At 64.5% G+C, this 26,226-nt stretch carries 23 protein-coding genes; 15 read left to right on the plus strand and 8 right to left on the minus strand.

Translation table 11 applies throughout. The annotated features are described in order from the left end of the window. Window positions 1-7: 7 nt before the first annotated feature. From JMY28_RS26590 to tssJ, 3 genes are read left to right on the plus strand one after another with little or no spacing between them, the layout of a single operon-like run. Entirely contained in the window at window positions 8-3,283 is a 3,276-nt protein-coding gene (locus JMY28_RS26590) for an ImcF-related family protein (RefSeq protein WP_236597055.1), read from the plus strand. Window positions 3,284-3,285: 2 nt separating this feature from the next. Next, a complete protein-coding gene (gene tssF / locus JMY28_RS26595; protein WP_201698879.1) occupies window positions 3,286-5,145 on the plus strand; it encodes a type VI secretion system baseplate subunit TssF in 1,860 nt (619 codons plus the stop codon). Then, window positions 5,145-5,663, plus strand: a complete 519-nt coding sequence (gene tssJ, locus JMY28_RS26600) for a type VI secretion system lipoprotein TssJ (RefSeq protein ID WP_201698880.1) — start codon at window positions 5,145-5,147, stop codon at window positions 5,661-5,663. The genes tssF and tssJ overlap by 1 nt, the downstream gene beginning before the upstream one ends. 235 nt (window positions 5,664-5,898) lie before the next feature. On the opposite strand, the gene JMY28_RS26605 is transcribed toward tssJ, so the two are convergent. Beyond that, window positions 5,899-6,840 (minus strand): LysR family transcriptional regulator, encoded by a 942-nt coding sequence (locus JMY28_RS26605; RefSeq protein ID WP_201698881.1) that lies wholly within the window; start codon window positions 6,838-6,840, stop codon window positions 5,899-5,901. A 130-nt stretch (window positions 6,841-6,970) separates the two neighbouring features. On the opposite strand from JMY28_RS26605, the gene JMY28_RS26610 reads away from it, so the two are divergent. From JMY28_RS26610 to JMY28_RS26635, 6 genes are all read left to right on the plus strand, one after another. Further along, window positions 6,971-8,260 carry an MFS transporter gene (locus JMY28_RS26610; protein WP_201698882.1) on the plus strand — a complete coding sequence of 430 codons (1,290 nt, stop codon included), beginning with the start codon at window positions 6,971-6,973 and terminating at the stop codon, window positions 8,258-8,260. A gap of 74 nt (window positions 8,261-8,334) precedes the next feature. Beyond that, a complete protein-coding gene (locus JMY28_RS26615) occupies window positions 8,335-9,837 on the plus strand; it encodes a M81 family metallopeptidase (protein WP_201698883.1) in 1,503 nt (500 codons plus the stop codon). A 208-nt stretch (window positions 9,838-10,045) separates the two neighbouring features. After that, window positions 10,046-10,354 carry a DUF4148 domain-containing protein gene (locus JMY28_RS26620; RefSeq protein WP_201698884.1) on the plus strand — a complete coding sequence of 103 codons (309 nt, stop codon included), beginning with the start codon at window positions 10,046-10,048 and terminating at the stop codon, window positions 10,352-10,354. A 134-nt stretch (window positions 10,355-10,488) separates the two neighbouring features. Continuing rightward, entirely contained in the window at window positions 10,489-10,890 is a 402-nt protein-coding gene (locus JMY28_RS26625; protein ID WP_201698885.1) for a PPC domain-containing DNA-binding protein, read from the plus strand. 176 nt (window positions 10,891-11,066) lie between these two features. Continuing rightward, the gene (locus tag JMY28_RS26630) at window positions 11,067-11,510 is read left to right on the plus strand and encodes a hypothetical protein (RefSeq protein ID WP_201698886.1); all 444 of its coding nucleotides are present in this window, start codon (window positions 11,067-11,069) and stop codon (window positions 11,508-11,510) included. An 89-nt stretch (window positions 11,511-11,599) separates the two neighbouring features. Then, entirely contained in the window at window positions 11,600-13,714 is a 2,115-nt protein-coding gene (locus tag JMY28_RS26635; RefSeq protein ID WP_201698887.1) for a phosphocholine-specific phospholipase C, read from the plus strand. Between the two features lie 81 nt (window positions 13,715-13,795). Here the strand turns inward: JMY28_RS26635 and JMY28_RS26640 are convergent, their stop codons facing one another. Together JMY28_RS26640 and JMY28_RS26645 are read right to left on the minus strand one after the other, a co-directional pair. After that, entirely contained in the window at window positions 13,796-14,065 is a 270-nt protein-coding gene (locus tag JMY28_RS26640) for a hypothetical protein (RefSeq protein WP_201698888.1), read from the minus strand. A gap of 50 nt (window positions 14,066-14,115) precedes the next feature. After that, entirely contained in the window at window positions 14,116-14,565 is a 450-nt protein-coding gene (locus JMY28_RS26645) for a Spy/CpxP family protein refolding chaperone (protein WP_201698889.1), read from the minus strand. 180 nt (window positions 14,566-14,745) lie between these two features. Between JMY28_RS26645 and JMY28_RS26650 the strand changes: the two genes are divergently transcribed. Continuing rightward, window positions 14,746-16,119 (plus strand): phospholipase A, encoded by a 1,374-nt coding sequence (locus tag JMY28_RS26650; protein ID WP_201698890.1) that lies wholly within the window; start codon window positions 14,746-14,748, stop codon window positions 16,117-16,119. 43 nt (window positions 16,120-16,162) lie between these two features. On the opposite strand, the gene JMY28_RS26655 is transcribed toward JMY28_RS26650, so the two are convergent. Beyond that, window positions 16,163-16,540 (minus strand): VOC family protein, encoded by a 378-nt coding sequence (locus JMY28_RS26655; protein WP_201698891.1) that lies wholly within the window; start codon window positions 16,538-16,540, stop codon window positions 16,163-16,165. A 154-nt stretch (window positions 16,541-16,694) separates the two neighbouring features. On the opposite strand from JMY28_RS26655, the gene JMY28_RS26660 reads away from it, so the two are divergent. After that, on the plus strand, window positions 16,695-16,955 hold the full coding sequence (locus tag JMY28_RS26660) for a DUF2934 domain-containing protein (RefSeq protein WP_201698892.1): 261 nt from the start codon (window positions 16,695-16,697) through the stop codon (window positions 16,953-16,955). A 581-nt stretch (window positions 16,956-17,536) separates the two neighbouring features. Then, window positions 17,537-18,325, plus strand: coding sequence for a COG4705 family protein (locus JMY28_RS26665; RefSeq protein ID WP_201698893.1), 789 nt, complete (start codon window positions 17,537-17,539; stop codon window positions 18,323-18,325). 23 nt (window positions 18,326-18,348) lie between these two features. Here the strand turns inward: JMY28_RS26665 and JMY28_RS26670 are convergent, their stop codons facing one another. From JMY28_RS26670 to JMY28_RS26685, 4 genes are all read right to left on the minus strand, one after another. Beyond that, window positions 18,349-20,013, minus strand: a complete 1,665-nt coding sequence (locus JMY28_RS26670; protein WP_201698894.1) for a tannase/feruloyl esterase family alpha/beta hydrolase — start codon at window positions 20,011-20,013, stop codon at window positions 18,349-18,351. Beyond that, window positions 20,010-21,125 carry an OpgC domain-containing protein gene (locus JMY28_RS26675; protein WP_201698895.1) on the minus strand — a complete coding sequence of 372 codons (1,116 nt, stop codon included), beginning with the start codon at window positions 21,123-21,125 and terminating at the stop codon, window positions 20,010-20,012. Before JMY28_RS26675 ends, JMY28_RS26670 begins: the two co-directional genes overlap by 4 nt. Before the next feature lie 247 nt (window positions 21,126-21,372). Further along, complete coding sequence (locus JMY28_RS26680) at window positions 21,373-21,849, minus strand: VOC family protein (protein WP_201698896.1); 477 nt, start codon at window positions 21,847-21,849, stop codon at window positions 21,373-21,375. Window positions 21,850-22,334: 485 nt separating this feature from the next. Then, complete coding sequence (locus JMY28_RS26685) at window positions 22,335-23,252, minus strand: AraC family transcriptional regulator (protein WP_201698897.1); 918 nt, start codon at window positions 23,250-23,252, stop codon at window positions 22,335-22,337. Window positions 23,253-23,440: 188 nt separating this feature from the next. Between JMY28_RS26685 and JMY28_RS26690 the strand changes: the two genes are divergently transcribed. From JMY28_RS26690 to JMY28_RS26700, 3 genes are all read left to right on the plus strand, one after another. Beyond that, the gene (locus JMY28_RS26690) at window positions 23,441-24,340 is read left to right on the plus strand and encodes a DMT family transporter (RefSeq protein WP_201698898.1); all 900 of its coding nucleotides are present in this window, start codon (window positions 23,441-23,443) and stop codon (window positions 24,338-24,340) included. Between the two features lie 767 nt (window positions 24,341-25,107). Further along, window positions 25,108-25,497, plus strand: a complete 390-nt coding sequence (locus tag JMY28_RS26695) for a hypothetical protein (protein WP_201698899.1) — start codon at window positions 25,108-25,110, stop codon at window positions 25,495-25,497. A gap of 210 nt (window positions 25,498-25,707) precedes the next feature. Continuing rightward, the gene (locus tag JMY28_RS26700; RefSeq protein ID WP_201698900.1) at window positions 25,708-26,211 is read left to right on the plus strand and encodes a DUF2844 domain-containing protein; all 504 of its coding nucleotides are present in this window, start codon (window positions 25,708-25,710) and stop codon (window positions 26,209-26,211) included. Window positions 26,212-26,226 lie beyond the last annotated feature (15 nt).

Genomic DNA, 26,226 nt, shown 5'->3' on the forward strand with positions numbered 1-26,226 from the left:
ACAACGCATGGCCGAGGAGCTACGCGTTGCGCATGGCTGGTTCTGGCGCGACCGCCTGTGCTGGTTGATGGTGAGCGGCACGGACGAACGTATCGAGCAGGTCGCGCCCGGACTCAAACAGGCGGGCGTCCTGCACGTCGACGAGACCATCCTCGTCCACGCAGCACCGGACGGCATCGAACCGGCGAAGTGGCTCGGCCAGATCCGGAAATTACGCCGCGGCTATCCGGTCGACGGCCTGGTACACGTTACCCGCGCCGGGGATGCCGATACGGAGCTACCGCGTGCGCTCTCAACGCTTGGCACTGCGCTCGGTTGGGCCGCACCCGTTACGTTCCTGCATCCGGTCGAGGCGCACGGCAGTCCGTCGGAACGTTTCGACGCCGTCGGGGCCTTCATGCCCAACGAGACGCGCAGACAGGCGCAGAGCGCCACTGCGAAACTGCCGGCATTGCTCAACGAGGTCGAGTACAGGACGGCGGACGCAGGCGTACACCTCTGCACCCGGAATGACCTTCGGGTGACCTGGCTGATGGAAGTCTCGAAGTACATCGGCGACCATTGCGAACGCATCGGCGAGGGCATGCGGGCGCTGGTGGTATCGAACTGGCTGCGCGCGCCGCTGGCGGGCGTCATGTTCGCGCCGATCTTTCCGGGGCCGTCCGTCGTGCCGGTGCCGGTCGTCGACGGCGGCAGTACACCCGCCCAGCCCGTCGAAGCGCAGCCAGCACAGGGCATGACCGTTACGCGTGTCCAGCCCGCCGCCCTACTGCCGGTATGGCGGGAGATCGCGGCAGGCTCGCCCAACTATCGCGGTCGCCGCACCGGCTTTTACTGGCCCAATGCGCTGGCGGCACTTGGCATTGCCTTTGCGATTGCCTGGACGGTCGCGCTGATGGTATCGGGCCTCGGCAACCACGCGCTCGTTCGGGACGCCGAAACAACTGCCGCCGCTGCGCTGGCGGCCAAACCCGGCACCCCGCAGGCGATGCGTACGCAGCTCGCCCTCCAGCAGCAGATCGAAACGCTCGAATACCGTCAGCACCACGGCGCACCCTGGTTTCTGCGCGCGGGCCTCTCGCGCAATGACGAGTTGCTCGACGCGCTCTGGGAACCGTACACGACCGTCGCCCTACGTAATCTCCTCGAACCCGCCGTAGAGGCGCTGGAGGGGCAGCTCGGGCAGCTTTCGCAGGTCCGCGCCGACGAGCAGCAAAGCCACGACGCGCAGCAGCTTGCCTATGGCCGTCTCAAGGCGTACCTGATGCTCGCTACGCCCGCGCGTACTGACGCGCCGTTCCTCAAGTCGCAACTGCTGGCCGTATGGCCTGCGCCTGCCAATATGCGTCCGGGGGAATGGCTCGATACCTCGCAGCAGCTCGCGGGCTTCTGGTCCGACCACCTCAAGGCGCATCCCGAGTGGCGCATTAGCGCGTCGATGCCGCTCGTCACGCAGATGCGCTCGACGCTCGTCAACCAGATCGGCCTCGCGGCGAGCGACGACGTCCTCTATCAGCGCGTGCTTGACGAGGCACGCGGCAAGTATGCCGACGTATCGCTCGCGACACTGCTCGCCGGAGCCGACTCGCACGGCCTGTTTACGACCACGCAGACCGTACCGGGGATTTTCACGCGCGCGGCCTGGGAAGGCGTGATCGACAAGGCGATCGACGACGCCGCGAAGGACCAGCACGTCGAGGGAGACTGGGTACTGACCGGCGACCAGCCGACCGCACAGGTCAGCTCGACCGTCGTCGAAGGGGCGGTTGGCGCGGCACGCGCCGCGCTCGACGCGAAGCGCGAAACCGACGACCTTCGGGAACGGTTGCGCACGCGTTACTTTACGGACTATACGGCGGCCTGGGCGACCATGCTCAATAGCTTCCGATGGATTCCCGCGACGAGCTTCTCAGGCGTCATCGACCAGCTTACGCGTCTCACCGATGCGCAGACCTCGCCGCTGCTTGCGGTCATGAAGTCGGTGCAGTACCAGGGCGAGGCGGGGCGTCCCTCGCAGGCACTGACCGATACGCTGGTCCGCAAGGCGCAGGGCCTGTTCGGTGGTAGCAACAGCGATCCGGCGCAGACTCCCGTAGTCAATCCGCTCGACCGCTCGTTCGGCCCGCTGCTCGCGCTGATGGGCGATGCGAACCCGGCGGCCAGCAGCAAGGCAGGCGACGGCAAGACGGCGAATGCCGCCGCCTTCAACGGCGTGAGCCTCTCGCGCGTCCTCACGGCGGATACGACCGTGCGCCTGAAGCTCCAGCAGATCCAGTCGAGCCCTGATGCGCAGTCGATGGCGCGCGCGCTTGCGCAGGCGGTCTTTCAGGGCAAGCTCTCCGACCTCACGCAGGCGCGCGACGATGCAGCGCTGACCGCCGCGAGCCTCGGCGCGCAGTGGTCGGGCTTCGGGCAGGCGATGTTCGTGCAACCGCTTGACGTTGCCTGGCAGGCCGTACTCCAGCCCGCCGCCGCGAGCCTGAACGATGCATGGCGTGCCGCCGTCGCCGCGCCCTTCGCGTCGACGTTCGCCTCGCGGTACCCGTTCTCGCCGACGGCGGCGGATGCCTCACTTGCCGATCTTGGCCGGTACGTGAGGCCCGATACGGGACTGATCAACCGCTTCGTCGAGGTTGAGCTTTCCGGCGTGCTCAAGCGCCAGGGCGAGCAGTGGGTGCCGAACGAACTCGCGCCGCAGTCGTTGCAGTTCGATCCGAAGTTCCTCGCCATGTTGCGGCTGATCGGCCCGCTTGGCGCGCGCCTCTATGCGCAGGGCGAGGCAGCGTATCACTTCGAGATCATGCCGCAGCCGACGCCGGACGTAACACGTACGGAACTGACGGTAGACGGGCAGCAGATCGTCTACTTCAACCAGCGGGAGACGTGGACGCCGCTCGTATGGCCGGGCAACGGCCTGAACGGCCACGCGTCGCTGACCTGGCAATCGCTGGATGCGGGAACACGCATCGCGTCCGATGCGACCGGAGACTGGGCGTTCCTGCGCATGCTCGAAAAAGCGCAGATCAAGCCGCTCGACGACTCGCGCTTTGAACTGATCTGGAATGGCGCGGCGGCCAGCGTCGACACGAAGGCCGCTTCGTCTGCGGCCGCTAACGATACAGCTTTGCCATTGCGCTACCTGCTGCGCGCGCAGGCGGGCGCGGGGCCGCTGGATCTGCTCAAGCTGCGCGGCTTCACGATGCCCGAGCGCATCTTCGTAACGGGCCGCGCCGGGGTGATCTCCGGACTGCCCTCCCTGCCACCCCTGCCGCCGGAGATGTAACCATGACCGCACCGTGGAAGAAAAACCCGGTGGAACACGAGAATCCGTTCCTGAAGTATTTCGACGGGGAGATGCGCTATCTGCGCGAGGCCGGAGCCGAGTTTGCCAAAGACTACCCCGACGCCGCGCGCCGCATGGGGACGCTTTACGGCGAACCGGAGGGGCCCGTGCGTGCGGTGTACGAAGGCTTCGCGCTCCTCGTGGCGCGACTGCGCAGCAAGCTCGACGATGGCATGCCGGAGATTACCGACCCGCTGCTTGACAACCTGTACGAGTACGCGGCGCGGGCGATTCCGTCGCTGTCGATCATCGAATGCACGCCCCTGAACCGCACAGTCCAGACCGCGGCGCGGATTCCGGCGGGGGCCGTGGTGCGTTCGGCGCCCGTTGGTCCCGAGGGCGTGCAGTGCCCGTACCGGACGACGCAGCCTGTCGAACTGCTGCCGCTCTCGGTGGAGGATGCACTCGTCGCTGTGCGCGCCGACGGGCGCACGGTGATCCGCCTCACGTTCGGTCTCTGGCTCGGGGAGCAGCGCGAGCGTGTGGACCTCTCGCGCATCCGCCTGTACCTGCACGGCGACCGGCCGGCCGCCGCAGCGCTATACGCGGCGCTCACGCGCCAGGTGTCGGCGATCAACCTGCGTCTGCCGTCGGTACGCGACGGCGCATTGCAGCCGCAGCCCGGGATGCGCTTCGAAGCGTCGGGCTTCGGCCCGTCGACGCGGCTCTGGCCGGTGACGGACGCGAAGCGCAACCAGGAACTCGACCGCGAACAGACGCTGCTGGAATACTTCGCCTTTCCGCAGAAGTTCCACTTTGTCGACCTGTGCGGTTTCGATGCTGCGGTGCTGCCGGCCGGTGAAGCGCAGATGACGTTTGAGATTGAAATCGACGGGCGCATGCCGGGCGATCATTCGGTCAGTCGCAGTAGCTTCCGTCTTTTCTGCACCCCCGTAATCAACCTGTTTGAGGTCGATGCGCTGCCGCTGCGTCCCGCCGACTGGCACGACGGGAAACACCGCATCCGGGTGCAGCCTGGCCTCGCCGGGCATGTCGAGCCGTACGACATAGTCGCTGTGATCGCGGCGGACCCGCAGGACAGTGCGCAGTATGCCTACCAGGCGTTCAGGAGCTTCCGCCATCGCGGCTGGCTTTCGCGCTACGACAGGCCGGAGCGGTACTTCTACACCTCGACGCACTTCGGCGTGACCGGGCGGGAACTGTGGGTTTCGCTCGAGGGCCAGCTCTGGTCGGGCACGCACCGCGACGCGCAGGACGATGAGGACCGCCCCCCGCCGGACCGTTACCTGACGGTGCGCGCGCTCGCGAACAACGGGCGTCTGCCGCGCATGGAACTGGCCGAGGCGACCATTACCGAGACTGTGTCGGGCTTTACCGGCATCGCATCGGTGCGCAATCTGATCGCGCCGACGATGCCACTTTATCCGCCGCGCTATTACCCGGACTATGACTGGCGTTTGCTCGGCCAGTTTACGGCGGGCGGCGCGAACGAGATCAACCGGATCGGGATGGAGGGCGATGGGGCACTGCATGAGGCGCTGGAGCTCTATGACTGGACTCCGGACGACGGGCCAACGCGCCGCATCGAGGCAATCCGGAACGTGCGGCTATCCGCGGAGGACGTCCTTCAGCGCGGCTACATGCACCGCGAGGTCCGCGTACACGTCGACCTCGACCCCGCCGCCTTTGACGGGCCAGGCGACGCCGTACTGTTTGGCGACGTGCTCAACCACTTTATTGGTCGTTACGCGTGTTTCCACCATTCCATGCGGCTGGTGCTGAGCATCGACGGAAAGGAGACCGTCTATCCGCGCATCGACTTCGAGGGAGCGCCTTTCTGATGCGAAATGCGATCGTAAGGGGCGCGCTCGTCGTGGGCCTGGCGCTAGCCCTTCCGGCGTGCGGTGTGTTGCAGTCGGTCAAGGACGGCACGGTGGCGGCGACGCAGGCGGTATTCGTGACGAAGGTGAAGCAGATGAACCTCACCATTGTTGCGCGTGGCGCGCTCAATCAGGACACGCGCGGCGCGTCGCTGCCCGTCGTCCTGCGCATTTACCAGTTGAAGGATGACCGGCCCTTTGCGACAGCGACCTATGCGCAACTGCTTGGCGGTAGCGATACGCTGAAGGCCGTGACGCTCTGGAGCCAGGACGTCACGCTCGGGCCGGGGCAGACGCTGAAGATATTGGAGCCCATCGGTGACGAGGCGAACTACGTGGGCGTGGCGGCGTTCTTTCGCGATACGTCTGATGCCGAGTGGTCGGTGTTGATACCGAAATCGCAGTGGAAAAAGACCGACGCGGTGAAGCTGGTCGCGGCGGACCGCAGTCTTGTACTCGATACGGAACAGAAAAAATGAGGATTCCGTACGTGTATAGAGTGGCTGTCGCGCGGACCGTACTAATGGCCGCGCAGGCTGCCGGTGCCGGCGGCCGACGACGCGCCCTTCGACCGCGAGAGTATTGCGCGTGCGCCGACACAAGGGCTGGCGTCGGCCTGCTCTATAACGTCTGACTGGCGGCGCGTTATCTGGACCGCGCACCGCGGCAGATCGGTACGATCCCGACCGCTTCCAGGCGAACACCGCCTCTGTCTCACGCTTGCGTCGCGTCTTCGCCTTGACGCGTCGCCCGAAACATCGTCATGCGCTGCAAGATCCACTCGAGCAACTCATGCGCGGCCGCGACGAGCGGCCGTCCCGACTTCACGAGCACGCGCGCCTTCGTACCTTGAAAGAGCGCGTGCTCGATCGGCACGGTCACGAGTTCGCCGGCCTCGATCTCGCGCGAGGCGGCGAACTCGCCGATCAGCGTCGCGAAGTTTTCCACGGCGACAAAACGCTTGAGCGCGGTTAGCGAATTCGTGGTGAGCGTCGCGCGGATCTCGACGTTCTCCGCGAACGCCAGCATGTTCGCGAGATGCCCGATGCCGAACGTGCTGGGCATCAACGCGAGCGGCCACGCAAGCAGGTCGTCGATCGTGACGGGCGTGCCGCGCAGCGCTAGCGGATGGTCGCGGCGCACCAGCAGCACGACGGGCTGCGCCGAACTCGCGCGGTATTCGATGCGCTCATGCGGCGGCGGGTTGAACGCAAGGCCGATATGCGCACGGCTTTCGGCAACCTCGCCCAGAACGTCGTCGACGGGCAGCATCGTGAGGCTCACATCGAGCTTCGGATACTGCGCGCAGAACGGCGTGATGACCTCGGCGACGAGCGCATCCACGTAGCCTTCACTCACGGCCAGATCCACGCGGCCTTGCTGAAGCCCGCGCAACGCGTGCAACTGGTCCTCGAACTTCTCCTGCTGCGCGCGATAGCCGCGCCAAAACTCCAGCAGGTGCGCCGCCGCCTCGGTGGGCTTCACGCCGCGGGCCTGGCGCTCGAACAGCTGCGCGCCCAGTTCGTCCTCCAGCAGCTTGATTTGCCGCGTGATGACGGAGGGCGAGGTGTTCAGGCTGTCCGCGGCGCCGCGGATCGTGCCGTGCGTGAGCACCTCGTGGAAATAACGCAGCCGCTGCTGATTGATCTCCCGCATCGCGCCCTCGTTCGCGTAAAGCGACTGTTGCCTGAAAAAGAACGATATGTGAACTTTGTTGCTCTTGCTAACGAAGTATGCCCTGGCCAGGATGGTATTGCGCGCGACGCACACCAACAGGAGACAGGACATGGCCGCCATTCTTCCCCGCGCGAGAAGCCTTGACGCTTCCGCGCTCTACAGCAGGATCAACGCGCGATTGCTGCCGTTTCTGCTGATCTGCTATTTGTTTGCTTACCTCGACCGCGTGAACGTCGGGTTCGCGAAGCTGCAGATGCAGACCGACCTCGGCTTCTCTGATGCCGCCTATGGCGTGGGTGCGGGCATTTTCTTCATCGGCTATGTGCTGTTCGAATTGCCGAGCAACCTGTTGCTGCCGAAAATCGGCGCACGCAAAACCTTCGGGCGGATTCTCGTGCTGTGGGGCATCACGTCGGCGTGCATGCTGTTCGTGCGCAGCGTTCCCGCGTTCTACGCCATGCGCTTTTTGTTAGGCGTGTTCGAAGCCGGTTTTGCGCCGGGCATGATCTTCTATCTTTCGCGCTGGTACGGCCCCTCGCGCATGGCGCGCGCCATTGCGATGGTGTTCCTGGCCGGGCCGATTGGCGGCATTGTCGGTGGCCCGGTTTCGGCGGCCATCATGAGTACGCTGGCGGGGAAGGCGGGGCTCGCGGGCTGGCAATGGATGTTTCTCGTGGAAGGCCTGCCGTGCATCGTGCTCGGCATCGCGACGTTCCTCTATCTGCCCGACCGCCCGGCCGACGCCGCATGGCTGAGCGACGCCGAAAAGCGCCAGCTCGAAGCCGAAGTCGGCGCGCCGGAGGCGCACGCCACCTCGTTCGGCAGCGTGCTGCGCGACCGCAAGGTGTATGTGCTGGCGTTTGCGTACTTCTGCATCATCGCGTCGATTTACGCCATCAGCTTCTGGCTGCCGGCCATTCTCAGAGCGCAAGGCGTGAGCAATCTCATCACGCTGGGCTGGTACACGTCGATCCCGTATGTCGCGGCGGCGGTGGGCATGCTCTATATGGGGCGCCGCTCGGACCGGCTCGGCGAGCGGCGCTTTCACTGCGCGGTACCGGCAGCGGCAGCCGCGCTGCTCTTCGCGCTGTGCGCGGCCACAGGCAATCATCTGGCGCCCACGCTCGCGCTGCTCACGCTCGTGACGATGGCGCTGTGGATGGCCTACACGGTCTTCTGGGCGATTCCGCCCGAGTACATCAAGGGGCCGGCCGCGGCGGGCGGCATTGCGCTCATCAACACGATCGGGCTTTCCGGTGGATTCTGGGGTCCCGCTGCCATCGGCTGGATCAAGACGGCGGCGGGCAGCCTGCAGCCCGCGCTGCTCGCCATGGCGGGCGTGTCGCTCATTGGCGCGCTGCTGATTCTTTCAGTCAGGCTCGTGAGCGCAAAGCACTGAGCGCACGTTGCGCCTTCAAGGCGCGACAGGCAATTCATTTGATAAGTCATCCTATGCAAGTGAGGTAAAGGAAAATGAAGATTCTCATCGCGGGCTTCCAGCACGAAACCAACACGTTCGCCCCGACGAAAGCCAGTTATCAAAGCTTCGTTCAGGGCGAGGGCTTTCCGCCGCTCACGCGCGGCGCCGACGTGCTCTCGCTGCGCGACGTCAACGTGCCCGCTGGCGGCTTCATCCAGGCGGCGCAAGCCGCGGGCCACACGCTCGTGCCGGTCATCTGGGCGGGCGCTAGCGCCTCCGCGCACGTGACCGAAGATGCGTTCGAGCGCATTGCCGGCGAAATCGTCGATGCCGTGCGGCGCGGCGGCTTCGACGCCATCTATCTCGACCTGCACGGCGCGATGGTCACCGAGCATCTGGACGACGGCGAAGGCGCGCTGCTCGCGCGCGTGCGGGCTATCGTGGGTAGCGACATGCCCGTGGTGGTCTCGCTCGATTTGCACGCCAACGTGACCGAGCAGATGTTCACGCACGCCGACGCCATGGTCGCGTATCGCACCTATCCGCACGTCGACATGGCCGAAACGGGTACGCGCGCCGCGCAGATCCTCATGCGCCTCGTAGAAGAGCCCGAGCGCAGGCTCAAGCACTACGTGCGCCGCATTCCGTTCCTGATTCCCGTGAATGGCATGTGCACGCTCGCGGAACCGGCGCGCGGCACGTACGCGCATCTCGCGCAGCTGGAGGACGATTCGGTCGTCTCGCTTTCGTTCGCGCCGGGTTTTCCGGCCTCCGATTTCCCCGAATGCGGCGCGGCCGTGTGGGGTTACGGCTTCGACGAAGCCGCCGTGGTGACGGCGGTGAACGCGCTGGCTTCGGCCATCGTCGAGCAGGAGCGCAACTGGGAGGTGCACTTTCTCGACCCCGATGCCGCCGTGCGCGAAGCCATGCGTCTCGCCGAGCACGCCACGCAACCGGTGATCATCGCCGATACGCAGGACAACCCCGGCGTGGGCGGCGACTCGAACACGATGGGCCTTGTGCGCGCGCTGCTGCGCCAAGGGGCGCGCGACGCGGCAGTAGGCCTGATCTGGGACCCGCAGGCGGCTGCAAAGGCGCACGAAGCGGGCGTGGGCGCGACGATCGAGCTGGCGCTCGCGGGTGGCACGGGCGTGCCCGGCGACGCGCCGCTCGCCGGGCGCTTCGTCGTGGAGCATCTCGCCGATGGGCGCGTGCGCTTCGACGGTCCGATGATGAACGGCATGTGGACCGAGATTGGGCCGGTGGCGTGCCTGCGCATCGACGGCGTGAGGATCGCGGTCAGCTCAGTGAAGATGCAGATATTCGACCGCAATCTGTATCGCGCGGCCGGTATCGACCCGGAGCGCATGAAGATTCTTGTCAACAAGAGTTCAGTCCACTATCGCGCCGATTTCGACGCTATCGCCTGCGCGCATCTCGTGGCGAAGGCGCCTGGCCCCATGGCCGCTGACCCTGCCGATTTGCCGTGGCAGCGCATCGATACGCGCCTGCGTCTGCGCCCGAACGGCGTGTCGCTGAGTGAGATGCGGGAGTAGGGCGGGGTTTTCGTATCGTTGTGTATCCACCGCCGCAATGGACACGGAGGCTTGCAAAAGCGGGGGTTCGGGAAACAAGCGGGATACGTGCGGGGGTTCAAATACACCCATGCCAGTCAGCGACGTCGCAAGGCGGACATCGAAAAGACTGGACGCACGAGCCACGCAATCGTGGTCCGAACCCAATCATTGCTTACAGGTGGACACCATGAAACTCATCAAGTCGCTGATCGTTGCCGCTGTTGTCGCTGTTCCCGTTGTCTCCTTCGCGCAGTCGGCCGAGCCGCTCACGCGCGCTCAGGTCCGCGCCGAACTGGTGCAGCTCGAAAAGGCCGGCTACAACCCGGCTGCCGACTACAACGACTATCCGCAGCACATCGAGGCGGCCGAAGCGAAGGTGAGTGCGCAGGACGGCGCGGTGGCATCGGCGTTCGGCGGCGTGGCGAATGGTTCGTCGGCAGCGGGTGCGCCTGAGCACGCCATTCCCGGCTTTGGTTCGACCTACGCGCATCACTGATGGGTGATTGAAGGGGCGAGTGCAAGGGCGGTCCGCTTCGAGCGGGCCGTTGCACAGGGTGCGACTTGCCTCATTCGTCGTCCCGGCCTAACCTGTGCCGAATGTGACGACCCCGCGACGACCCCGAGCCCAGCATGCAAATCCATCCCGTACGGCTGTCTCCCGGCGACGACCTGCGCGTCGCGGTCGAAGGCTTGCTGAGCCAGCACGCCTCGCATGCGGCGTTCGTCGTCCAGGGCGTCGGCAGCCTGAGCGTCGCGCAGTTGCGATTCGCTGGAGCCGAAACGCCGACTGAATTGCGCGGCGACCTCGAAATACTCACGCTCACGGGCTCCGTGTCGCCCGATGGCGCCCACCTGCACATGTCGGTTTCCGACGCGCAAGGCAGCGTGTTCGGCGGCCACGTCGCGCGCGGCTGCACGGTTCGCACCACGGCCGAACTGCTGCTGGTGCTGCTGCCCGGCCATCGCTTCTCGCGCGAACTCGATGCCTCGACCGGCTACGCGGAACTGCAGATCCGCAACGCGCCGGGCTAATCCGCCTGCGCCGCCATTCGAGCGGCGCCACGCACCGTCACAAAACTTAAAAGCGGCTTCGCTATGCTTCGGCGTTGCCTCGCCGCTGCCTGCGCATGTTCCATGCGTTGCGCGCGAGGCCCCGCTCGGGCCGCTCCTCGAGCCGTTGTTGTGCCTCTATCTGGACGGAGACTTCGATGACGGTCGAATCCGCGCCGGCGCGCTTGCCAATGAAAAGCGCGCCGCGCAAACGTTTGAGCCTGCCCGCTGCATTCGCGACGATGCGTGCCTCCGCCATGCTGCTTGCATGCACCGCCGCGCTTTGTGCGCTTGGCGCTTGCAGTGCACGCGATAGCGACACGCGCGCCGCGCTCACCACGAACGCCACACGCGAACTCGCGCAAGCGCAGCCAGGTGGCCAACCGCCGAGCCCGCCGCTTGCCAACGCATTCACGCTGGCGTCGGATCCGGTCGCATCGACTCTCCCAGATAGTGCAAACAGTGCGGCAAACGTCGACGAGGCATTGCCCGCGAATGCCGTGCGCTCGCCGGCCAGACCGCCCGCCGGCGGGAGCGCGCAAGACGCACAGGCCGCACAGATCGAACCGCTCGTCACACCCGTCATCCACACCGCCGATTGACGTACCCGGCCGCGCGGCGTTGTCGCCTGCCGCCCGTCAAGGCGGCGTGCCGTGCGTGCCTTTCTCAACCTGAAGATGGAAATCACAAGATGACATCGAGAAGCCGCCGTGACTTTCTCCGCACCGCCGCGATGAGCGCCGGTTCGGCCACCGCCCTGACGATGCTGCCGCAGGGCATTCGCAACGCGCTTGCGATTCCCGCGAACAATCGCACGGGGAGCATCCGCGATGTCGAGCACATCGTGATCCTCATGCAGGAGAACCGTTCGTTCGACCATTACTTCGGCACGCTGCGCGGCGTGCGCGGCTTCGGCGACACGCGCACGATCACGCTGCCCAACGGCAAGCCCGTATGGAACCAGCCGCTCGCGGCCGGTGCGGGCGAAGTGCTGCCGTTCCATCCCACGGCGGCCAACCTGGGCCTGCAGTTCCTGCAGGATCTGCCGCACGACTGGCCCACCACGCACGCGGCATGGAACGGCGGCCGCTACGACCAGTGGGTGCCTGCCAAGGGCACGACGACGATGGCGTACCTCACGCGCGACGACATCCCGTTCCACTATCAACTTGCCGACGCCTTCACGATCTGCGACGCGTACCACTGCTCGACGCTGACCTCGACGGACCCGAACCGCTACTACATGTGGACGGGCTGGGTGGGCAACGACGGCAGCGGTGGCGGCCCGGTGGTCGACAACGCGGAAGCCGGCTACGGCTGGTCCACGTATCCCGAGGTGCTGCAAAACGCGGGCATTACGTGGAAGATCTACCAGGACATCGGCGAAGGCCTCGACGCCAAGGGCTCGTGGGGCTGGACGGGCGATAACCCGTACATCGGCAACTACGGCGACAATTCGCTGCTGTACTTCCATCAGTACCAGAACGCGCAGCCCGGCAATCCGCTCTACGACCGCGCTCGCACGGGCACGAACGTGCTCGCCGGCGGCGGCTATTTCGATGTGCTGAAGCAGGACGTGGCGAACAACGCACTGCCGCAGGTCTCGTGGATCGTTGCGCCGGAGGCGTATTCGGAACATCCGAACTGGCCCGCGAACTATGGCGCATGGTACGTCGATCAGGTGCTGCAGATTCTCACGTCGAACCCGGACCTGTGGAGCAAGACCGTGCTGCTCGTGAATTACGACGAGAACGACGGCTTCTTCGATCACCTCGCGCCGCCGTTCCCGCCGGCCTCGAGCGCGAACGGCCTGTCGACCGTCGACACCACCAACGAAATTTTCCCGGGCAGCAGCACGTACGCCGCGGGCCCGTATGGCCTCGGGCCACGCGTGCCGATGCTCGTGGTCTCGCCGTGGTCGCGCGGCGGTTGGGTTTGCTCGGAAACGTTCGACCATACTTCCGTGATCCGCTTCATCGAGAAGCGCTTCGGTCTGCATCACGATCTGCGCGAGCCGAATATCACGCCGTGGCGCCGCACCGTGTGTGGCGACCTCACGTCGGCATTCAACTTCGCCACGCCTAACGCGGCGATTCCCGCGCTGCCTTCCACGGCAGGCTATGCACCGCCCGACAATATCCGTCATCCCAGCTACGTGCCGGTCCCGCCGGTCGTGGGCAGCGTGCCGAAGCAGGAAGCGGGCGTGCGCAACGCGCGCGCGCTGCCGTATGAGTTGTTCGTGCGCTTCGATGCGAATGCCGGGTCGGGCGACGTCGCCGCGCGCTTCGTCAATTCGGGCCGCGCCGGCGCGGTGTTTCTCGTCTACACGGCGGACAGCGCCGATGCGCCGCGCACCTATACGGTCGAAGCCGGCAAGCATCTGCAGGACAAGCTCGCGATTGGCGCCACCGGCGCGTACGACTTCAGCGTGCATGGACCGAACGGCTTTCTGCGCCGTTTCGCGGGCACGCAGGTCAAGTCGGGCTGGTTCGGCGGCAACGCAACGGCGCGTCCCGAAGTGGCCGAGGGCTACGACGTGGCGAACGGCAACCTGCAACTGCGCCTCGAGAACAGGGGCGGCGCGCGTTGCCAGTTCACGATCGTCAACGCGTATGACCCGAGCACGAAGATCCAGCGCATCGTGCCCGGCGGCGACACCGAGCAGCTCTATCTCGACCTGCGCAACGCGCACGGTTGGTACGACCTGACGATCACGGTCGATAGCGATTCGACCTTCGTGCGCCGCATTGCGGGCCACGTCGAAACGGGGCGTCCGAGCTATAGCGATCCCGCGCTCGGCGCCTGATGCAGACTAAGGGGTAAGGCAAGCCACGGCTTTCGCTAGCCGTGGCTTTTTTGTTTGCCGCGTAATCATGTAGGGGCGCCTCTAGCGCCAGCGCGGTGGCGGCGGTCCCCGATGCCGGACGTGTCGCGGACCCGTGAAATGCGGAGGATGGTGCCACGGAGAAAAGCCGTGTCGCGAATACACGACAGGAGGCGGCCACAAGGGCGCGGGAGGCATGAAGAAAACGGGCGGCGGCGCGTAGAACGCCCCCGGAATGCCGATGCCAATGCCCACATTGACGTTCACGTGCGCCTGGGCGGTTTGCATCGCGCACAGCGTCGCCGCGATATAAATGAATGCAAACTTCGACACACGGAGTTTCATCATCGTCGCGAGCGCGCATTGCCGCTGCTCTGGGCTGGTTATTTCGTGTGCGCTTCAGCGGGCCGGAAAGGGGCGTCCGCAAGTTTCTTCTGCGGATCGGGCATGTCCGCGTACAGCGCCGAGAAGGCATCGAGCATCGCCTTGCTGCCTTCGGCATTCGCCTGGGCGATCTCGTTCCACGATTGAAGGTTCTCCACTGCGGTTTGCTGTTGCGCGTTGTCGTGCCGCTGCTGGATCAGGTCGTCGATCGTTTTGGCGTTATTACGCATCACGTCGGCCACTTTCGCCCACTTATCCGCTTCGGCGGGAGTAATCTTCAGTTCGGCATGCAATTGTTTCACGCGGTCGTCGACGGGTTCAGCGTGATGCTGATGCCACGACGCAGTCGGAGCGCTGGCCTGCGCCCAGCATGTAGAAGCGCCGAGCGGGGCTAGTGCAAGCAGGGCAGGTTTCATTGTCAGTCCTCGCGAAAAGCGTTCGCCGATCATTGCCGGCGACCCGGAACGAACCGTTTTGATCTTGGCAGCGCAAGTAAACAATTCAATCTTGGCGGCCTGTCTGTAACAGGGAATAGGGCACGATTCCCGAAAGCACCACGCTTCACTCGTAGAAAAGCATCGGCTGGATTCGCTGCGCGGCGAATCATTCTGGCGATACAAGGAGGCAACGTGGCGAATCGAATTGCATCTTGCAGGGAATCCGTTTCCCGTTCCGAACAGAGCGACCGGCTGCCATGGGGAAGGCTGGCTTGCCTGGCGCTGGCCGCGGCCACGCTCGCGGGCTATGTGCCGGCGAGCCATGCGGCTGTGTCGATCACGCGGCCGCCGCGCGAAGCCAGGTCCGACGAGCCGCTCGTGGTGACGATCGTCTATACCGGCGACGCGCCTTCCGGCACCTCGGTCGACGTGCCCCGCACGTTGAGCATTACGCTCACCAATGGCGAGCAGTTGCCAAGAGCCGTGCTGCTCACACGCGATTCCGGCGCGCCCGAGCACGTGCGGCTCGCGGCCGGCGAATTGAAGGCGGTAAGCTATAGCGCGCCGTGGCCCGAGTGGGCGCGCGGCGCCGTGAGAGTAGACGTGCCGGGCGTGGACGTTTCGCCTTCGATCGTCCTGCTCACGCGCAAGCCGCGCGAAGCCACGGCGAATGCGGCCACGCCGGCACCGGCGCCCGCGCCAGCGGCGGTTGCGCCCGCATCCACTCCGCTCGCCATCGTGCCTGCCGAAGGGCCGATGGCGGGCAACGAGTCGCTCGCCGCGCAAATGCCGCCCTCGACTGTGAAGCCTTCGAATTCGCTCGTGCCCGATTTGACCACCTTCCTCGTGGGCCGCTTTTCGTTCTACCAACCGAATTATTTCGCGGACGGCTTTGCGTCTAACGACTCGGATCTCGCGAAATTCCAGGTCAGCTTCAAATTCCGCTTTGTGTTGCCGGACGATCCGCGCTCGCGAGGTTTCGTCGACAACCTTTATTTCGCGTATACGCAAACCTCCCTGTGGGACATCAACGAGTATTCCGCGCCGTTCCGCGATACGAGCTACATGCCGGCGCTGTTCTATTACCTCGAGGACACCGGTTGGCGGTCGAAATGGTTCACCCGCATGGGGATCGAGGCGGGCTACGAGCACGATTCGAACGGAGAAGACGGACCTGAGTCTCGCGGCCTCGATTATTTTTACGTGAAGCCGATCTGGGACTTCGGCGACATCAATGCGAATCACCTCACCATCGCACCGAAGATCTATGGGTACACGCACATTGCAGGGGAGAACTCGAATATTGCCGACTATCGCGGATACGTCGATTTGCTGATCAAGTACGGCAGCCCGGATGGCTGGCAACTGGCGACCACGCTGAGAAAGGGCACGAAATCGTGGTATGGCAGCGTCGATGCGCAATTCACATACCCGCTTGCCAAGCTGTTCGGCAATGCCTGGGGCGGCTACTTCTGGGTCGGCTATTTCAACGGCTATGGCGAGGATCTTCTCGATTACAACCAGCACCGCTGGGCTGCGCGCATGGGCTTCGCCTTGTCGCGTTGATTGAACGCGCGGATGTTATGAAACGCTTTCGACCGGGCGTCGCTCAAGCAATGGATTGACCCACCACGAACCGATGGCCATCCGGCGTGGCCACGGTGCATTCGCGCATGCCGTACGGACGATCGACTGGGGGCTGCAGGACGATGGCCCCCTTCTGGACGATTTCGTCGTGCAGCGCGTTCACGTCGTCGACTTCCAGATAGCCGAAATAGCTGTGATCGCCCGTGGCCGTTGGGGACAGCGCATCGGGGCAGTGGCCGAGCATGATACGCACGCCGCCCCGCACGACGATGCGCCAGTCGGTCGCGTCGGCCCACTCCACGCGGAAACCGAGCACGTCGCGAAAGTACACGGTATTGCGATCGAGGTCCTGAACGGCAAGAACAAAAGCGAAGGGCCGTAGCGTGTTCGTGTCGCTCATGAGCGATCTTCCTCAACAGGGATTCGATGACAGTGGCGTGAGTATGACGCACGCAGCGGGCACCGTGTTTGCTGGCTGCATAAGCAGCGCGCAAACCACATCCGGGGCTAGCCGGTTGCAACGCTGCTCGCGCGCGCACATCGGAGGAATGACCATGAATGACGAACGGGAAGAGCGCATCCGGCGACGCGCCTATCAGCTTTGGGAGGACGACGGCGCGCCCGAAGGCCGGGCAGACGAATACTGGAGCCGCGCCGAAAAACAGATTGCCGCCGAATACGATGTAGAAGGGGATACGCCGAATATCGCCAGCGATCAGGCCGCCAAGCGCCGGCTTGCCGGTGACCCCCTGCAGGAAAGCGACACCATGCCACCGAACGAGCTGGCGCGGGACAAGCGGCGCGGCGGAGGGTGAAAACACGAATGCGCCGCGCTTCAGGCCATAGCGGCGATCTGTTCACGCATCAATGATGCGCGAACAGATCGTTGCGACCCTCGTGTGACATGAGAACGGCATGGCGCGACGTTTGCGCGCTAGAGACGTTTGAGGTGCCCGAGCTTTCCATTCCATACCCGGAGTCGTCGGCGCGCTGTGTGCCGGTGTGCTGCGGGTTTGCCGGTTGCTGTATCTGCGTGGCCTGTGAGGGGGTTTCGGCATTCTGTGCGAAGGCGGCGGGGGACAGGACAACGCCGAGCGAGACAATAGCGGTAGCAAGTATGAATTTCACGAGACTGACTCCATTCAATAAAAATAGATTCGGATTGCTGAGTAATTGACGAAGCGTGCGAACCGTTTGTGCAACCGCTCAACATTGCGCCGTCCGATCATCACGACGCATGTGCCCAGACTACGCAGCGAACCTTAGAGCTTGCTTATGCGCAAGTCATGGTCCGCGCCTTTCGCGTATTGAGTCGTGGTTAAGGCTTAGTTAAGCAACGGCAGCATATAGTCCACGGCTATATCGTTCCGCCCCTCATGTGGCGCAAGGAGTATTCATGTCGATCACCACGCGAAATTTCATCGACGAAGCGGTCAGCAAAGTCCCCGCCGTAACGCTCGGCTTCTGGATTATCAAGATTGCTTGCACCACGCTCGGCGAAACCGGCGGCGACTGGGTGACGATGTCGCTCAATCTGGGCTATCTGGTCGGCACGCTCATTTTCTGCGCGTGCTTCGTCGTGCTCGTGTCGGCGCAGATTCGGGCACGGCGCTTCTACCCGTGGCTCTATTGGGCGACCATCGTCGCCACGACCACGCTCGGTACGACGCTCGCCGACTTTTGCGACCGTTCGCTCGGTGTGGGCTATCCCGGCGGCGTGTCGATCATTCTGCTGCTGCTCGTGGCCAGTCTCGCGATCTGGTATCGCGTAGAAGGCACGGTTTCGATCGAGAGCGTCGCGACGCCGCGCGTCGAGTGGTTTTACTGGACTACGATCCTGTTTTCGCAAACGCTCGGCACGGCGCTGGGCGACTGGGTGGCGGGCGAGGACCGTGGCGGCCTTGGCGTGGGCTACGAATTCGGCGCCGCGATCTTTGGCGCAAGCCTCGTTATCGTAGGCCTGCTGTGGTTGTGGCCGCGCGTTTCGCGCACGGCGCTCTTCTGGTTCGCGTTCGTGCTCACGCGTCCGTTAGGCGCGACGCTGGGTGACCTGCTCGACAAGCCGGTAGCCGATGGCGGCCTGCACTTCAGCCGGCTGTATGCATCCGTGCTGCTGGTGATCTTTATCGTCGGCTGCATCGTGGTGCTGCCGCAGCGTGCCGCGCGCCGGGCGCATAACGCGTAGCGCGCATCGTCCCGTGTTGCTCGCTATGGCATCACGCACGTGAAATTTGCCGCGAGATTCAGATTGCCACGGCCTAAATAGCGCGGGAACGCCGGGTAGCGGCACAGCGGCCGCGTGCGGCCGTTCGTGGCCTGCGCAATGTCGGTCACGAACAGCGTTTGCGGCGCGCTGCCGTGCGTGACCCAGTCGTCGAGCGCACCGAGCAGATCCACGGATGGAATGAACACGCCATTGCCGTGCTGGTAACCCGGCACCATGTAAAGCCGCATGAAACTGTCCACGCGCTCTTCGCCATAGCGCCCGATCAGCCCCTGAAAATACGCGATCGTCTGGTTCGGGCTGATGACCTCGTCGGCGAGTCCCTGCAAGGTGATCAGCTTGCCGCCTCTCGCTATGTAGCGCGAAACGTCCGGATTCATCGCGCCGATCGTAGTCGACAGCGTGAAAAGCCGCTCCCGGTAGCGGCCGGGATGCATCACGTCGAAGTTCGTCGAATCGAAAGTCGGGTCGTGCGTGATGAAATACTTGAGGTAGGCATCGCCCTGCGCGTACAGGTAGCCATTGGTCACGAAACCCAGTTGAGTCAACCGCTGCGGCGAATGCGCGAGGCCCAGCATGCTCGTGAAGCGCGTACCCTGGAAGACGTTGTAGCCGCGATAGCTGTCCGCGTTCCAGGCTAGCGGATAGGGCAGGCGCAGGCCGTCGCGCAGGCTTTCCAGCGTCGCGATCTGCGGCGGCGCGAGGCAGTCGTCTGCGTCGGCATACTGGCGATCTGGCTGATCCTGGGAGGGGCAACGCAGCGAGTCGATGATCTCCGGCTCTTTCGCGCGGCAGCCCTCCACGTCGCTGATGATGCCGTCCGCCGCACCGTCGAGGGCATCGCACACCTGCATCACGCGTGCGTACACGTGCTCCAGGAGTTGCGGCGAAAGATAGCCACCCGGCGTGCGGTATTCGCGCTGGCCCACCACGACGCCTATCAAGCGCACGCCGGAAAAGTTCAGGGCGGGAGAATTCGCAATCACGCCGTCGTAGTCATCGGGATAGCGCTGGATCACGGTGTAACCTTCGCGGCCACCCGTCGAGCCGCCGGCGAAATACATGTGTTCCGGCGGCCGACCGTAGCCGAGCGTGATCAGTGCGAGCGCAACGTCATGCGCCTTCTTCAAATGCGCGTAACCGAAGTTCATCACGGCTTCTTCAAGCAGTCCGAAGTTTGCCTCCGACGACGTGCCGTTGTGACCGGAGTCGTCGCCGAAGGTCGCATAGCCGCGCGCGAGCGGTGCGCGATCGGGCGAGAAGGGCATCGGGCCGGTTCCCGTCACGACGACGCCGCTGTAGCCGCCACCGCCGAATTGCAGCGCGCGGCCGTTCCAGCGGCTCGGCAGGTTCACTTCGAAGCGGATGTCCGGCGTGCCGGCGCTCTGGGCGCGTATCACGCCGGTCAAGCGGCAGAAGTCGCCGTTGAGATTGCCAGTGGCGGTCGCGGGGATCATCGCGGCGCTCTGCACGAGCGCACCGTTGGTGGGCAAGCCGATGCTCGCGGGCGGCAGCAGCGCGCCGGCAAGGTCGACGCAGTGCAGCGGCAGCGTAGGCGTGTGCTGGGCGAAAGCGTGGCCGCTAACGATGAGCGTGACGACGGCGATCGCTTTGAGGGATTCGAGTGCGCGCTTGCCCCGTCGTATCATCCGCAGCCGGCTCCGTTGACGCTCGCGCGGACCTTCTCCTTCTGGCGGCCGAGCATGCCGCGCCAAGCCTTGGCGAGCAAGAGCGTCGCGCCGATCGCGACGATGTCGCCAGCGAGCGCCGCGCCAAGTGCCGCCGCGCCGTGCAGCGCGTGAGGCGTGGCGGTGTCGACGATCACCGAGATCAGCGTGCCGCCGACGAAACACACAAGCCCCGTGCGGCCAACGGTCACGACGGCGGGCAGGCGCGCGGCGATCTGCGCGATGGTCCCGCGATGAACGAAATACGCCGCCACCATGGCAATGCCGATGAAGTTGACGACGCGCGCGAAGGCGAGATGCTGTTTCATGTCTCCAGGCATGGGTTGAGTCAGAACGAACCATTTAACCGACGCGAACAGCACCACGGCGGCGAACGCGAATCGCACCAGCCAGCGCGCGGTTTCCGAAGTCTTGAAACCGGGCGAAACCGGGTGCAGCCGGCAGAGCATGCCGAATACGAACATCAACTGCCACGCAAACGGGTCGAATGGCCAGTTCGCGAACGTGCTCGCGCCGATGAGCGCAGCGAGCAGCGGCGCGAAGGCCCAGAGCAGCAAACTGCAGATGAGCGTAGAGAGCGGCGCGTGGCGGGCAAAGGGCACCACCGCGGGCACGCACAGCGCAAATATGACATACATCGGCAGCACGCTCGACAGATAGGGCTGGCGTGCGAGCACCACGACGTGGAAGGTCTCGCACACGGGATGCGTGGCGAACGACGCCCAGCCGCTCAGATCGGCGGCGGTAGGGTTCAGGTGCAAGAGCGCGAGTATCGCGCCCGAGACCAGCGTGAGCAGGGCGGTCAGCAGATAGGCGCGGTAGATTTCCCAACTGCGCCGCAGGAACCGCCTTTGCGCAGCGCTCGCGCCACGGTGCGCGCGCACGGCCAGCCACGCCGCAGCCGACGCATAGCCGCCGAGAAACACGAACACCTCGGCGGAGTCGCACAGCGCGTAAGCGTGCAACATCACATGCGACAAGGCGCTGCCCGGAATGTGATCGAGCACGATCACGATCAGCACGACGCCGCGGAAAAAATCGACCTCGATCGAACGTCCCTGGCGAGACTCCATGGTGCCCTCGCAAGCATCGCGAAAGGCGCCGCTCAGGCCGACGCCAGCCGCTCGATGAATGGCAGGGCGGCGAGTCACGAACTGCGCCGCCGCCCATGTGCGTACGAGAGCATCACGCAGGTATCGTTCCCTGCTCGCGGCATGGTTAGCGGTTTATGCGCCTGAAATGACGCGCACGCCATGTCGCCGCCATCTGCGTGCCAGCTATGTTGCGACTGCCTGGCAACCGTGGTGTACGACGTGCCGCTTACTTCGCTGCGACGGCGCGCTCGATCGCGGCGATGTCGATCTTGCGCATTTGCATCATCGCGTCCATCGCGCGCTTGCCCGCTTCGCGATCGGCGCCGAAGACGCATTCGAGCAGACGCTTTGGCGTGATCTGCCACGAAAACCCCCAGCGGTCCTTGCACCAGCCGCAGTCCGACTCCTCGCCGCCGTTGCTAACGATGGCGTTCCAGTAGCGGTCGGTCTCTTCCTGACTGTGGGTCTCAACCATGAAGCTCACGGCTTGATTCGCCTTGAAGTTGGGGCCACCGTTCAGGCCTGCGAAGCGGCGGCCGAGCACCGTGAATTCGACCAGCAGTTCCGCCCCCGCGCCGATACCCGGTATGGGGGAAACATGGGCCGCCACGACATGGCTGTCCGGAAACGTTGCGGCGTAGAACTCCGCCGCTTCGCGCGCGCGCCCTTCATCGAACCACAGGCAAGTCACAAGCTCCGTCATCACAATCTCCTTCGGGGAATGCGCCTGCTTGCTGGCGCGTACCGCCCATTGTGACAAAGCCTCTGCGATGCGTGGGATTTTTGCTAGCTGAGCATGACGTTTAGTCAATGCATTGCTGGATGGCGAGTGACGTGGCAGCGTGCGAATCCGTTTTGCCGTGTTCCGAATGTGATTCGGACTGCGATGCAAGGCACAGCGCGAGATTGGCGCGGGTGCTGCTCGGGGCGAACATGAGCGCAAGCAGTAGTGCCATCACGGCCGCGACGAGAATAGCGCCGCCGCGCAAGATCGAGGGCAGAGCGGTCGAAAAGGGAAAAATGGCGCTAAAACGCGAAGTATGTTCGACGAGGGTTCGGAACACGGCGGCCTCTTTTCGGTGAACGTCGGGGGCATGACGTCACGATAGGGAGGCCCTGCAGCAGCGACAAGACCCAGCGGCGCATCAAAACATGGAGCCACGCACGGCGGGATCGAGGAGCATAAGACTACTTCAGGAATGCTTGACGATATGCGTTCGGCGCGGCGTCGAACGCTTCGCGAAAGCGATGGCTGAAGTGGCTCGCGTTCGCGTACCCGCACTCTGCTGCAATCTGCGCGAGTGGCAGGGCGGTCGCGCGCAACAGGAGGCGGGCGCGCTCGAGTCGCTGAGCCGCAATCCATGCATGCGGCGGCTGCCCGAACGAAGCGCGGAACATGCGCGCGAGATGGTATTCGGAAAGGCACGCCACATCGGCCAGGGCGCCGAGCGTCAGTGCCTCGCCCAGGTGGGCGTCGATATAGTCGCGCAGGCGTCGCCGCGTCGCCACCGCGAGTCCGCCCTTGAGGGCCGCGCCCGGGCGTCGTACGCCCTGGCTGCGCAGCAGCAGGCTCAGCACGTCGTGCGCCGTTTCGTTGCTGCGCAGGAGCCCCTCTGGATCGGCCCAGTTCTCGTTGGCCAGCGCCTGGCAGAGCACGGCAATCCGGTCGTCTTCGAAATACGTGCGGTCGGCCAGCGTGAGTTCGCGCGGTTCCCGGTCGAGTTCGCGCACCGCGCGCTGCGTGAAGTGCTCGGGCAGGAAATACAGGTGCATGAAATGCATGTGGCCACGCACCCACCAGCGCGATTCATGGTCGCCGGGAAGCGCGCAGAGCCGGCTTGGCGCGCCATAAACGCCGGGCAATTTCTGCCGCTCCGTGCGGTAGCCGCCGTCGAGATAGCACGACAGCGTGTGATGGCCCGGCCGATCGTAGACAGTCTCGGCCTCGCGCGTTTCGCGCGTCCAGACGGCGGCAGCAAACTGGTCGCCGAGCCAGGCAAAGCGCTCCAGCGTCGCATTGGCTGCGCTCAGCGTGCGGCACACCGACTGCAGCCCAAACGGCGTGTCGGCGGGCGCGGGCGCGGGAAGCGACACCTGGGCGTTCATGGTCGGGGCGGCGGGCTGCAAAGCGAGGTTTCAAAGGGGGTTTTCAAGATGGCGTTTGAAAGTATACTCGCGCACCCCGCTGTTTACCGGCCGCGCCCGGGCCCAAACAAGAAATGCGCAATCCTGGACAAGTCTGCGCCGCTCCTGTGCGCCATAGTTGGGGCATCGACTCGAGGTCCTTTCCGGCAATGAACCTTTTACTTTACGTGCTGACCGTGCTGATCTGGGGCACCACCTGGATCGCTATCAAGTGGCAGCTTGGCGTCGTGCCCGCGCCCGTTTCGATCGCCTGGCGTTTCGGGCTCGCGGCGCTTCTGGTGTTCGCGCTGCTGGCCGTGATGCGCCGCCCCATATGGCCGCCGCGCGCGGCGTGGCGCTATCTCGTCGCCCAGGGGCTGGCGCTGTTCTGCCTCAATTTCCTGTGCTTTTACTATGCCGAGAGCATCGTGCCGAGCGGGCTTGTCGCCGTGGTGTTCTCGACCTCGCCGCTCCTGAATTCGATCAACGGGCGCATCTTCATGGGCCGGCCATTGCAACCCATGGTCGTGGGCGGGGCCGTATTGGGTTTGATCGGAATCGTTTGCCTTTTCCTGCAGCAGATGGCCGGCCATATCGGCGATCAAACCGCGTGGCTCGGCCTCGCAGTGGCGTTTCTCGGCACGCTGTGTTTCTCCACGGGCAATTTACTGTCCAGCCGCATGCAGTCGATGGGGCTCAATCCGCTCGTCACGAATGGCTGGGCCATGCTGATCGGCACTGCGGTGCTCGTCGCCGGCAGCGCCGTGGCCGGATTGCAGTTCAGGCTCGACATGGATGCGCGCTACCTCGGCGCGCTGGCCTGGCTCGTCGTGGCAGGTTCGGTGATCGGGTTCACGGCCTACCTGACGCTGGTTGGCAGGATCGGGCCCGAGCGCGCTGCGTATTGCACAGTCTTGTTCCCGATCGTGGCGCTGGCGGTTTCGACGGTCTACGAGGGGTATCGGTGGTCTTTGCTTGCCGTTGTGGGCCTTTTGCTGGTCGTATCGGGCAACCTGGTTGCGTTCGACCTGACGAAGCGCCTGTTCGCGCGGCGCGCACCGGCGTCGTGAGCGGGCTTCAGCGGGCCAGGCTGGCCCTCAGGGCGTTGGCGTAGGGCCGATACAGCCAGGCTGCGCGTCCGTCGAATCGGTTTCAAGCAGTACGAAGCGTCTGGCGTGCATGATGAGTGGCGCAGGTAGCGCGGCCCCACATTTGATCAGTGCGTGAAGGGCGCATGGCAATCGCCTCCATTCGAACCCCTTGCGCCTGAGTGTCACAGTCGCCTCGGAGCGCCTGTTGGCCGTTTATGTGTTGCGCATCATTCGCGGCTAGCCCGGGCGGCCGCCTCGATTGTGACGAGCTGCGCACAGCCGCATGTGGGGCGGCACACCGAGCCTTCGCGTGGCTGATTCAATTGAATATCAAATGCCTTCGTTTTGATTACGAAAGAGGCGGCCGGTATAAATTCATCGTTTGCACTAAAGATTCGTCTGAAGGTTGCCGATACCCTCGGATGAGCAGATAAATATGAATGCAAACACGCGGCGTGCCAGCCGCTCCGGGGTTACCGCGTACGCCCGCGCCTGCGGGGATTGAAACCAATGCAAGATGGCCTGTCTACGCGTGCAGCACACGCCTGCGCGCGCTGTTCACCCTCCTCGCGAGCGCGCTCCCCACACCGCTGTTCAGTTTCGCCGCCGCAATCAAGCCCGATGGCACGGCCACGACTTCAGCGGGCGGATAAGCGTATGGCATTGCAGACACTGCGAAATCCGTCCGGCGCGTCGCCTCATTTGCGCCGGGGACAGGGACAAGACAAAGACGGGAGAGGCCAGTAATGAAGGTTCACGTTAGTGCGCTCACGCTGCTGCGCTGGTTGGCGCAACGCGAAAGTGCGTCGGTCAGCGAAATTACTGCGTCGGGCTTGATGAGTTCGCGCGAAGCCTCCGATGTCGTTCGCTACGCCATGCGCAACGGCGCCGCCGAACGCGTCAACACGGGCGCGAGTGCGCGAGGATCCGCGCGCTACCGATCGACCGGCGTGCCTTTGCCGGAACCGCGGATGGCGCCGGCCGGTGCGTCGTTTGACGGCTTGTTGAGTGCGTGGGGAATCGCCCAGCAGCCCCCCGAGCTTCCCGCGGTGCGTACGCGCGTTTATCAGATCGAGGATAACGGCCAGGATAGGCGAGGTGAAAATCGCCTCGGAAAATTAAAGCTCAATGATTGAAGGCAATTGCGAGCCATTGAGAAAATAGACGAATAGAGAATTGATACACCGTGCCGCGGACCGTCTGTGCCGCGGGGCGTTCCGGTTCGTATTCCGGACGCCTGGCGTCAAGTGATGGTTCGATTTTCGCCGTTGATTATCGCAAGGATAGCAACGGCAACCCTGCGCCGATGTGCGCGATAAAGCCAACCAAGAAAGAGTTCTCTCCTGATGTCGAAACCGATCCTGCACGTCGCGCTTTATGCGACGTTGAGTTGCGCCGCGCTGGGCGCGGCGGCACCAGCCTCGGCTGAACTCGGCGGCATGCCCACGCCTGCGCCGGCGTCAGCTGTCTCCAGTTCTGTCAATGCGGCCGTCGTCCATGCTCAATCGGGCGTCGCCGGTACCACGAGCGCCGCTTCGTACACGGTGACGCAAACGACTTTCGGCACCGGCACCGTCGTGCGTGAGTTCGCCTCGGCGGCCGGAACGGTATTCGGCATCGCCTGGAGTGGGCCGATCATGCCGAATCTCCCCGTTCTGCTCGGCACCTACTTCACGCAATATGACAGCGCCCGCGTCGCGCAGCGCACGGCAAACCCTGGCCGTGGTCCGCTGAGTGTCGAGCTTCCCGGTCTTGTCGTGCATTCCGGCGGCCACATGGGAGCGTTCTCCGGGCAGGCCTATCTGCCCCAATCGTTGCCGACTGGCGTGAGCGCCACCGACATTCAATAACGAACGAGAACAAGG

This window comes from Paraburkholderia hiiakae, from assembly GCF_904848665.1.
GTDB classification, from domain to species: domain Bacteria; phylum Pseudomonadota; class Gammaproteobacteria; order Burkholderiales; family Burkholderiaceae; genus Paraburkholderia; species Paraburkholderia hiiakae.